General features: G+C 45.2%; 9 protein-coding genes and 1 pseudogene. 4 read left to right on the top strand and 6 right to left on the bottom strand.

The window, feature by feature from the left end; translation table 11 throughout:
• Positions 1–369: 369 nt before the first annotated feature.
• Positions 370–2,463, top strand: a complete 2,094-nt coding sequence (locus AABK37_RS37275) for a glycoside hydrolase family 32 protein (RefSeq protein WP_432556484.1) — start codon at positions 370–372, stop codon at positions 2,461–2,463.
• Between the two features lie 287 nt (positions 2,464–2,750).
• Here the strand turns inward: AABK37_RS37275 and groL are convergent, their stop codons facing one another.
• Positions 2,751–4,421 (bottom strand): chaperonin GroEL, encoded by a 1,671-nt coding sequence (gene groL, locus AABK37_RS37270; RefSeq protein ID WP_432556483.1) that lies wholly within the window; start codon positions 4,419–4,421, stop codon positions 2,751–2,753.
• A 157-nt stretch (positions 4,422–4,578) separates the two neighbouring features.
• Here groL and AABK37_RS37265 point away from each other — a divergent pair, with 157 nt between their 5' ends.
• Positions 4,579–5,661 carry an MraY family glycosyltransferase gene (locus AABK37_RS37265; RefSeq protein WP_432556482.1) on the top strand — a complete coding sequence of 361 codons (1,083 nt, stop codon included), beginning with the start codon at positions 4,579–4,581 and terminating at the stop codon, positions 5,659–5,661.
• Between the two features lie 130 nt (positions 5,662–5,791).
• Here AABK37_RS37265 and fabG read toward each other — a convergent pair whose 3' ends face one another.
• From fabG to AABK37_RS37240, 5 genes are all read right to left on the bottom strand, one after another.
• Complete coding sequence (fabG, locus tag AABK37_RS37260; RefSeq protein ID WP_432556481.1) at positions 5,792–6,559, bottom strand: 3-oxoacyl-[acyl-carrier-protein] reductase; 768 nt, start codon at positions 6,557–6,559, stop codon at positions 5,792–5,794.
• Between the two features lie 135 nt (positions 6,560–6,694).
• Positions 6,695–7,303, bottom strand: a complete 609-nt coding sequence (locus tag AABK37_RS37255) for a hypothetical protein (protein ID WP_432556480.1) — start codon at positions 7,301–7,303, stop codon at positions 6,695–6,697.
• 18 nt (positions 7,304–7,321) lie between these two features.
• On the bottom strand, positions 7,322–7,513 hold the full coding sequence (locus AABK37_RS37250; RefSeq protein WP_432556479.1) for a hypothetical protein: 192 nt from the start codon (positions 7,511–7,513) through the stop codon (positions 7,322–7,324).
• A 97-nt stretch (positions 7,514–7,610) separates the two neighbouring features.
• Positions 7,611–8,198, bottom strand: coding sequence for a thylakoid membrane photosystem I accumulation factor (locus AABK37_RS37245; protein ID WP_432556478.1), 588 nt, complete (start codon positions 8,196–8,198; stop codon positions 7,611–7,613).
• 102 nt (positions 8,199–8,300) lie between these two features.
• Entirely contained in the window at positions 8,301–8,444 is a 144-nt protein-coding gene (locus tag AABK37_RS37240; RefSeq protein ID WP_432556477.1) for a hypothetical protein, read from the bottom strand.
• Positions 8,445–8,541: 97 nt separating this feature from the next.
• Between AABK37_RS37240 and AABK37_RS37235 the strand changes: the two genes are divergently transcribed.
• Together AABK37_RS37235 and AABK37_RS37230 are read left to right on the top strand one after the other, a co-directional pair.
• Positions 8,542–9,879 (top strand): MurT ligase domain-containing protein, encoded by a 1,338-nt coding sequence (locus AABK37_RS37235; RefSeq protein WP_432556476.1) that lies wholly within the window; start codon positions 8,542–8,544, stop codon positions 9,877–9,879.
• Positions 9,880–9,949: 70 nt separating this feature from the next.
• A pseudogene (locus tag AABK37_RS37230) lies at positions 9,950–10,778 on the top strand (IS5 family transposase).
• Positions 10,779–10,894 lie beyond the last annotated feature (116 nt).

Raw genomic sequence — 10,894 nt, 5'->3', positions numbered from 1 at the left:
TGTAGACGTGCTTGCTTTTCTTGAGTCATCACTTTGATATGCGGCTTATATATTTCCCTCTATTTTGCCATCACTAGTAAATCTGCCAAAATGGGATGCTCCCCCTGACAACTGAATATTATTCTCATGGATGTACAGATGTCGAATAGTTAGCCATAGCAATTCGTACTTTACATCAAGTTTATTGTCAGCTTGTGACTATTGCGATGAATGGAGCGTCATAGAAAGCGAAAAAGTGTTATTTTTTGTTTACTGCATAAAATGCTTACCATGAAAATTTAATATGTATTTAATGCATCCATCCACTTCCTTGCGTCAAGGTGGTGAAGTTTCAGCTGGAATTTTGGGGATATTCTTTGGAGAAGAGCGATGAAGGTGCGTACTGTTTCTTTACTCTATGCGACCGTGGCTTTGTTGATTTCTCCCGCTCCTGCTCGGTCTGCGATCGAAAAGGTTGTTGGAGGTGGTAGTATTCATCAAGGTGAAACACGCCGTATTACTGTGGTAGGAGATGGGATCAATTTTGCGACTTCAGCCGCTTCCTCGGATGCGCGGATTGGTGTCAGGCTTCTGAGCAAGAAAGGACTTGCACAGGGCAGAGCTAAAGGGCAGATTGTACTGGAAGTTGCTGTTCCTCTCAATGTTCCTAAAAATCAGAATTTTAACCTGACGGTTAAAATCGCCCCAAACCTTTATTACTCCACAGGAGGTTCTGAAACGGTTCGGCTGAATGTGCAGGAGTATCCCAACAGTTCTTGGAGACCTTTGTTTCATTTTGCCCCCTCATGGGGATGGATGAACGATCCGAACGGTCTTGTTTACGTAAACGGGACATACCATCTTTATTATCAGGCAATTCCATTCTCCCGAGATCTTAATGGTCAACTAAACTGGGGACATGCAGTTAGCACCGATCTGGTTCACTGGTCTCAGCGCAGAGACGCGATGTTCAGTCCGTCAATGGATCTCCTTGCCAGTAGCGACGATCACAATCAAGTCTGGTCTCCTTTCTCGGGGTCTGCGGTGACCGTTAGTGGTGAGGCAGCAAGACAGTTACCCTGCGACTGCTCAAACCTTTGTGTTGCTTCTATATTCACCAAGAACACTTCTATTATCTCACTCCAGGATCAGTGGCTTGCGGCTAGCTGCAATGGAGGCGAGTCCTTTAAAGCACCGGAGAGTGTGTTGCCTAACTTGACACCTCCTAAGCCAGATTTTCGAGATCCGAAGGTATTCCCCTATAAGGGGCGCTGGATTATGGTGTTAGCGGTTGGAGATAAAGCCGAACTTTACGAGTCTGCGAATCTGAGACAATGGCACTTCCTGTCCTCTATCCCGCTCTATAGCAGCCTCACCACTTTAGGCCCTTTCGTCGAAACCCCAGATTTATTTGAGTTACCTGTCAGCAATTCGAGGACTAACGAGACCAAGTGGGTACTGACCTACAGCGAAGGGTTCCTCCCGCCTGTAGTATGCCAGGGTCTTCGAGATAGTACCGGAATGCCGCTCACTGACCCCAAATCCAAAAAGGACTGTGAAAGATCCCGAAAATTTACGTCACGTAGCCTCTATATCGTCGGCGAATTTGATGGGAAGCGGTTCAAGCAGGAGTCACAGCCTCGACCTATAGATTTTGGCTCAGATTTTTATGCGCCTCAAACCTGGTCTGACACTCCAGGACGACGCATCCTGGCTGGCTGGCAAAATAATTGGCATTACGCCCACCAAACTCCAACAACGCCGTGGCGAGGACAATTGAGCATTCCGCGAGACCTGGGGTTGATGAGAGATTCTGGCACCTATTGGCTGACTCAAACTCCGGTTCAAGAACTAGCGCTTCTGAGAAATTCTGCGCTTGGGCGTGTGACTCGGTTGCGGGATAAACCCCTGACTAACAGGACACCAGAGGAGCTGAAGAATTTTCGTTCCACTGCATTCGATGCTGACCTAGCAATTGATGTTGCTGGTTTGCCCAAAGTGAACTCCGAAATAAAGATTCATCTTCGAGCGGGTAATACAGGGCAAGGAATGGTGTTGGCATGGCGACGTACTGGTTCCAACAAGGGAGAGTTATCACTAACGCGCTCTGCTTCTGAAGCCGGTGGAGCGACTTCAGAATTAAAACAACAAGAGTCTGGGTTTATCGGAAAATGGTTGTCTGTCTCTCTTCCTCTTGAGATGCCAATAATTCAGCGACTCATGCCAGACTTTAGGAATCCCCAATCCAGTCAAAGATCGCATATTACTCAAATGCCTGTTGTGGCATCTGGCACGAATAATAGCATCTTAAAACTTCGGATTCTCGTGGATCGAAGTTCGGTAGAAGTGTTTACGGGCGATGGACGAGTAGTGTTAAGCAGTTTATTCTTTCCTAATTCATCTAATAAAGAGTTCAAGATTTATGCAACAGGGGGAAAAGCAAAGGTAGTGAGCTTAGTCATATATCCGTTTAGTGATGACTAATGATTTCATATAACGACTGCAAAGTAATCAATCATCAGTGCGTAGACGCAAAGCGGCTTGTCGCCAGACATCGCCTTATTGATGTTCTAGGCGACTATATATCTCATTCCCTGCCCGAATGGCACTAAGATAACAGCAAACCCACTATATTAAATTATATGAGAAAGGGCGGGGAAACCCCGCCCCTACAGAATTTTACGACGGTAATTAACGATTGGGTAATGGGCATGGGGCATGGGGCATTGGTAATAATTCTTTACCTTTCCCTAGTCCCCAATCCCCAGTCCCTACATCATGCCCATGCCGCCCATGCCGCCCATGCCGCCCATGCCGCCCATGCCGCCCATGCCGCCCATGTCAGGGGCACCGCCGGCGGGTTTCTTCTCAGGCTTCTCGACAACGATCGCTTCTGTGGTTAAAACCATACCTGCGATAGATGCGGCGTTTTGAATAGCTGAACGCACAACTTTGGCAGGGTCAATAATCCCAGCAGCAATCAAGTCTTCAAATTCGCCTGTAGCAGCGTTATAACCGGTATTGAAATCGCTTTCGCGCACTCTGGCAACAATAACTGAACCTTCAGCACCAGCATTATCTGCAATTTGACGGAGGGGAGCTTCGAGCGATCGCGCTAAAATATCAGCGCCGATCTTTTCTTCTGTGTCGAGTTGATTTTTAACTTCCTCAATCTTCTTCGCCAAGTGAATCAGAGTTGTCCCACCACCGGGAACAATTCCTTCTTCCACAGCGGCTTTAGTAGCGTTGAGGGCATCCTCAATCCGCAATTTGCGGTCTTTGAGTTCGGTTTCGGTTGCCGCACCGACTTTAATTACTGCGACACCACCAGCTAACTTGGCAATGCGTTCTTGCAGTTTTTCTTTGTCGTACTCGGAATCAGTTTCTTCCAACTGTCTGCGAATTTGACCAATTCGCTTTTGGACATCGGAACTGGCTTCGCCGGCAGCTACAATGGTGGTGTTTTCTTTATCGATAACGATTTTCCGGGCAGTTCCCAGCATTTCCAAAGTAGCGGTATCCAAACTTAAACCGATTTCTTCAGAAATCATTTGTCCGCCGGTGAGAATCGCAATATCTTGTAACATTGCTTTACGGCGATCGCCAAAACCAGGGGCTTTAATCGCAGCGACACTCAGCACACCTCTTGCTTTGTTCACTACCAAAGTTGCCAAAGCATCACCGTCTACATCTTCGGCGATAACGAGCAAAGCTTGACCCAAACGGGCGACTTTTTCCAAGACCGGCACTAAATCCTGAATGCTGCTGATTTTTTTGTCAGTAATCAGGATGCGGGCATTTTCAAATTCCACCGTCATGCGATCGTTGTTGGTGATGAAATAGGGGGAAATATAACCCCGATCTATCTGCATCCCTTCAACAACTTCTAACTCAGTGGTTAGCGATTTGGATTCTTCAACAGTGATTACACCGTCTTTGGTGACTTTTTCCATCGCTTCGGCAAGCATACTGCCGACTTCTTCATCGTTACCAGCACTCACGGTGGCAACTTGGGCGATCGCACTACCTTCAACTGGTTTGGCGACGGCGGCAATTTCTTGCACCAACGCTTCGATGGTTTTGTCGATCCCCCGCTTTAAAGCTACTGGATTAGTGCCTGCGGCGACGTTCTTCAAACCTTCTCGAACCAACGCTTGTGCCAAAACTGTAGCAGTGGTGGTGCCATCTCCCGCCACATCTTTGGTTCTTGACGCCACTTCTTGGATCAGTCTCGCGCCAGTATTTTCTAGCGGATCTTCTAGTTCAATTTCTTTAGCAACGGTGATACCATCATTGACGATCTGAGGCGCACCAAATTTCTTTTCTAAAAGAACGTTGCGACCTTTTGGACCTAAAGTGATTTTCACCGCATCGGCAAGGGAGTTAATGCCTCTTTCTAGTGCCCTACGGGATTCTTCATCAAATGCAACAATCTTCGCCATGTTTAACTTCTCTAGCGCTTCCAATAGACAATTTAGCACTCAATAGCCTTGAGTGCTAACTGAGGAACCAGTTCATTTTGCAAATAAATGGAAAAAAATTGATTAATATACAGTTGATGCTCATGTCGGCTATTGGCAGTAATGCTTAAATCGGGAGATGAATCTATACGACTCCCTTCAGTCTATTGGTATAGCTAAACCTAGCGGTTCCGGCTGGTTAGCGGTAGTATTTACGTTTCTTTTGGCTTGGCTAGTTACGTGGCGTATGATTCCGACTGTACGCAAGTTTGCCTTGCGCGTCGGTTGGGCTGACCAACCAAACGCACGACGACTAAATCGAGAACCTTTGCCCAATGCGGGGGGTTTGGCTATCTACAGCGGAGTAATTGCCGCGTTGGTACTAGCTAGCCTTTTACGCCCAATCGAAGTGCAAAACGTATTGGTGCAGGTGCTGAGTATTTTACTCGGAGGTTCAATATTAGTTCTTGTCGGCTTTATTGACGATCAGTTCGGCTTACCGCCGTCTGTGCGGATGTTTACTCAAATTCTCACCGCACTATTGCTGGTTGCTAATGGCATCAGTATTGATATAAATTTTGGCACACCCATTGACTCAATTTTGTCAATGTTGTTGACGGTGTTTTGGGTAGTAGGAATTACCAACGCTATCAATTTGATGGATGGGATGGATGGTTTGGCGGGAGGAGTCAGCTTTATTACCGCCATGAGTTTGTTGGCAGTTTCTGCTCAGTTTCCCAATCGCGCAGCCGCAACTTTAGTTTTAGCAGCATTGGGGGGCGCGGCGCTGGGCTTTTTGCGTCACAACTTCCACCCCTCGCGAATCATTATGGGTGATGCCGGAGCCTACTTTTTTGGCTATGTGCTAGCGGCAACCAGTATTCTCGGTAAACTCCAAGTAACTACCGTGTTTTCACTAGTGCCAACAGTGTTATTTTTGCTGTTACCAGTGCTAGATACCACTCAAGTGATTGTCAAGCGATTGATGGCAGGGAAAAATCCCATGAGTACCCCCGGTAAAGACCATTTGCACCACCGCTTGTTAGCTTGGGGTTTATCCCAGCGCAACGCTGGGTTTACTTTGTGGTCAATCACCTTGATTTTCAACTTGCTGGCAATGAGAACACAGAATATGAGTTTAGCAGTGATGGTTGCTACCCTCAGCGGCATCATTATCCTTTTGGGCTTTACTCTCTGGCAGAGGATGCGAGCGACGGTGTGAGGAGTGGGGACAAGGAGACAAGGGGACAAGGAGACAAGGGGACAAGGGGGATGAGGTGAATTTTCTTCCTTGTCTCCCCCTCTCCTTGTCTCCCCATCTCCCCATCCCCCCCTCCCCCCCTCTTCTTCAATCACGCCATAACCATTCCGCCATCGACGTTAAACACTTGCCCGGTGATGTAAGCAGCAGCGGGATCGGCGGCTAGGAAACGCACCATACCGGCGACTTCTTCGGGTTGACCGTAGCGATTTAGGGGAATAAATTTAAGAATTTCTTCGGTATTGCTGAGTTTGCTGGTCATATCGGTGGCGATGAAACCTGGTGCGACGGCGTTGACGGTGATGCCGCGAGATGCAAGTTCTTTGGCGACGGTTTTCGTAAAGCCGATAACGCCTGCTTTCGCGGCGCTATAGTTTGCTTGTCCGGGGTTGCCCATTTGTCCGGCAATTGAGGTAATGTTGATGATGCGCCCGGAACGTTTCTTGAGCATGATTTTACTGGCGGCGCGTGTACATAAGAATACACCAGTTAAGTTTAGGTCTATTACGGCTTGCCAGTCTTCTGGCTTCATTCGCAAAAGTAATGTGTCGCGGGTGATACCTGCGTTGTTGACTAAGATATCAATGCGATCGCATTTTTCCATGACGCTATTAAATAGTGCGTCTACTTGTTCAGCTTGGGAAACATCAGCTTGCAATGCTAAAGCCTGACCTCCCGCTGTTGTAATTTCTTCTACTAATGCCTCAGCAGCGCGACTAGAACTGGCATAATTGACAATTATATAAGCTCCCTGTGTCGCTAATTCGAGTGCGATCGCTCGTCCAATTCCCCGTGAAGCACCCGTAACAATTGCCACCTGTCCCCGCAAAGAACGCAAATTTTCTGGCAAAATCTCCATAAAATAGTCCTCATTTTTTGAATCTCCGCGCTAATTATCTTATGGCGATTCGTGCCTGAGATTGACAGCAAATATAATTTAAATTCGTAGTAAGCACTTTAGTGCTTAAAAGCGCTGAAGCGCTCACTACAGTATTTAACCAATCGGACGATTACCCGGATTGACTGCGTGAATATACTCACTACCAGAATGGGGTCTTCCTCGTTTATAACTGGCTTCTTCTGGTTTACCCCATCCCAACTGCAAAATTATTTCCAAAAAATTAGAATTTTCAAACACACATAAACTTGCCCATTCTGTTATTTGAGCAATTCTCTCTACATCAGCTTTGATAATTTCTTGATATTGTTTGCTATTATTAAAACTCAAGTATAAATCCATTCCATCTGTTACTTCATCCCAAAAATTCAAAAGAGAACTTTTAGCATTTTTTAATATTTCCACATCGCCGGGTAGAGCAATTAATTGAGTATCTACTTCTGGATATCGCAAAGTTTTACTTTTAATAGTTACCTTGCGCCAGATAATTCCGGAAACTTCATATTCTTTTTGATAGTCGTGAATAGCGGCTTTAAAATCTTCATATGCAGTAAATTTTTGTAGCCCATCACTTTTGATAAACTGGTCAATTAAAGGATTGCCAGAAACAGTTACCTCTAACTTTAAACGCTCACCTTTGAGGCAGGCTTGGCGTTCAGAACGTAAAATTTGGATTAGTTCCTCGGTAGTGTAAACCTTTGACATGAGAACACACTCTATTAGTCATTGGTAATTGGGCATAGGGCATAGGGCATTGGGCATTGGGCATTGGGCATTGGTAATTGGGCATTGGGAATTAAAAAAGTTCAAGAAAGCGAGTGGGTGAGTAAATACGATTCTTTCCATGCCCAATGCCCCATGCCCAATGCCCCATTCCCCAGTTACTGATTTTGTGCTTATTGCCTGATTATTCACCTTTGAATATTTAGATATTATCCCCTGATTTCAACTACTATGTCGTATCTGATTTCACAAAAAAATTAGGACAGACGAATTAAGTCTGCCCCATAAGTTATTCAGTTATTTCACTATTTAACTCGTTGAAGGAACGCCGTTTTAACTCCACTGATTTATCACGGGGTAATAAATCAAACACTTCGCGCAACCTGTCGTCTATTTCTTCATACCGCACTTGACCGTTTTTATTCAAAACTACATTACCCGACTGATTAAACACCACGATTTGGGGAACAGCCCCAGAGTAGTAATAACCTGGTTCTGTAGTAGCATAGGTTTCTTTGGTTAAGATACTATCCACACTTACAGGTATAATCTCTGCGGCGCGACCATAAAATTCTTGTATTCGTGAAACTACAATGGCATATTGTTTGCAATCGCTGCTGTCATCCACATAAAACGCTAATACTGCGGGTTTATGTTCTGCTAAAGTTTGTGCGAGGGTCTGTTTTGGAGGAACCAATGAACCATTGCCAGCATAGACTACAAAAATATTGCCATCATACGTATCATTATTGATACTTGCAAATGCTGGCGGCATCCCAATGATGAACAGGCAAGCTATCAGCAACAGGCATTTAGAGAAAAAATGCCACCAGGTAAAAATAATTTTGGGTGAAAAATTTAACTTTATACCAGTCATCAAAAGAAACCTTTTAACCTCAATTTTGTTCGGCTACTGCGTGAGTTTGTACTGAATAAAGCGAATTAAGCCGGATATATAATTACGCCGAAGTACCAAGTTTTAAGATAACGCTTGGAGGGGGGATGAGGGGAGTGGGGGAGTGGGGGAGAGGGGAGAGGGGGAGATAAGGGGGATGGGGGAGATGGGGGAGATGGGGGAGACAAGGCAGATGGGGAAGAAATTCCTCCTTGTCACCCTTGTCACCCTTGTCCTCCTTGTCCTCCTTGTCCTCCTTGTCCCCTAGTCCACTTGTCCCCTTGTGGCTATAAGCTAGTAACCGCGAGAAAATTAGGATACGAATGTGGGAAAAATTAAATTTATAGATAGACTGAGACTAGGCTTTGCGGTGTCGGTGGCGAAAAGTGTAACTTTTGGAGTGCGATCGCTTCGTCTGGGTGCTGCTAGTGTATTACCAGGCTCAATTGCTCGTCGCATTGAACCTCAATTATTGCAGTTATTGAGTCAGCAAGTTAAAAACGGTGTAATTTTAATTGCTGGTACTAATGGCAAAACTACGACATCGCTACTTTTATGTGAGATACTGCAACGTCAAGGCTACCGCGTAGCGCATAATTCTACAGGTGCAAATCTGGAAAATGGCTTGATGACGGCGTTGATGGAAAACTCCAACTTGGTAGGTAAGCTGGATGTTGATTACGCCATTTTAGAAGTGGATGAGAATATTGTGCCTCTTGTTTTGGCACCAATTCAACCAAAGCTGATTCTTTGTTTAAATTTGTTCCGCGACCAACTTGACAGATATGGAGAAGTTGATACTATTAGTAAGCGTTGGACAAAGGCGATCGCTACTTTACCTTCTTCAACTATCGTTGTCGCTAACGCTGACGATCCAACAATCTGCTATCTTGGTCAACAATTATCTCAGCAAAAAGTCTCATTCTTTGGTTTGAATGAACCAGAAAACTATCTCGAAGCAATTCCCCATGCTGTTGATTCTATTTATTGTCCCAAATGCGGGCACGCTTTAGACTACAAAGGAGTTTATTTATCCCATATGGGCGAATATTCCTGTCCTAGTTGCGGCTTTAGTAGAAGTCAACCAACTCTTGATAGCAGCGAATGGCAGCAAATTCTCGTCGGCTTGTATAACAAATATAATACTCTAGCTGCTGCTACTGCGGCTAAAGAATTAGGTGTTGATGAAGCAATTATCCGCGATGCAATTCCTAATTTTCAAGCTGCTTTTGGTCGTGCCGAAGAATTAAAAATTAATGGCAAAAATGTCAGAATTCTCTTATCCAAAAATCCTGTAGGCACAAATGAAACTATTCGCGTAGTCACTCAAAGCAGTGATAAAACAACTTTGCTAGTGTTGAATGATAAAGTTCAAGATGGCGAAGATGTTTCCTGGATTTGGGATGTCGATACAGAGAAATTGGTAGAACGTGGAGGTACTTTGATAGTTAGTGGCGATCGCGCTTATGATATGGCGTTACGTCTTCGCTACAGCGAATCTTCTCCCCAAAGCAATTTTAATCTAATTGTGGAAGAAAATTTGCGTCAGGCTATCAATACTGCTTTAGAACGCACGCCACTTAACGAAACTTTACATATTTTACCTACTTATACAGCCATGCTAGATGTGCGAGAAGCGCTGACGGGTAGGAAGATTCGATAATTTGGGACTAGGGCGTGTTTTCAAACTCGTTGTATCCTACAAAATAGGCGATCGCATATGGGGTGTGTTGATGAATCGAGGAGACTTGAGTAATGAACAGTGGGAGAAGTTAAAATTGCTACTTCCATCTACCAAACCCCGAACGGGTAAGCCCAATAACGATCACCGCACAGTGATCAATGGAATCCTATGGATACTAAGAACTGGGGCACCGTGGCGGGATATGCCGGAACGGTATGGAAAGTGGGAGAGTATAGCAACAAGGTTTTATCGGTGGCAAAAAGCAGGAATTTGGAACCAAATCTTAAAACATCTGCAAGCGATCGCTGATGAACAAGGAAAACTTGATTGGGAAGTTCATTATGTCGATGGAACAGTAATCCGCGCCCGTTGACTCACGCCGCAGGTGGAAAAAAGGGGGCGTTCGCGTAGCGTCTCGAAGAGAAGAAGATGAGAAACTAGGTCGTTCTCGTGGTGGCTTCAGTACAAAAATACACATACGTTGTGAAGGCAAAGGTAAGCCGATGACTTTTATTCTCAGTCCTGGTCATCGTAATGAATCTATTTTTCTGGAACAATTGATGGAACAAGGTGAAGTCAAACGTTCTGGGCGAGGTCGTCCACGTTTACGCCCTTTACGATTAGTTGGAGACAAAGGTTACACAGGTCGGAGAATCCGTAATTACTTACGCCGCCGTGGTATCCGTCTCACCATCCCAAGACTCTCCAACGAACCACGTCGCGGTCCGTTTAGCCGTGAAATCTACCGTCAACGCAACGTTGTTGAGCGGGCTATCAACCGAATCAAACAATTTCGCCGCATCGCCACCCGATATGAAAAACTTGCGGCCAATTATACAGCCATGATAACGATCGCCTCCATTATTTTGTGGTTATAGTTTGAAAACACGCCCTAGTACAGGGTGGCGGAAATAGACCGACCATTAAATAGCCAGCACCTTACCCTTATAAGTCCATTTGAAAGGTTTAGCCATCGTTCGATTGAAGTAATCAA

Origin of the sequence: Tolypothrix sp. VBCCA 56010 (assembly GCF_050875635.1) — a bacterium.
Classification (GTDB): Bacteria; Cyanobacteriota; Cyanobacteriia; order Cyanobacteriales; family Nostocaceae; genus Hassallia.
The sequence above is the reverse complement of the archived record's forward strand: the minus strand, read 5'-3'. Positions and strand labels throughout refer to the sequence as shown.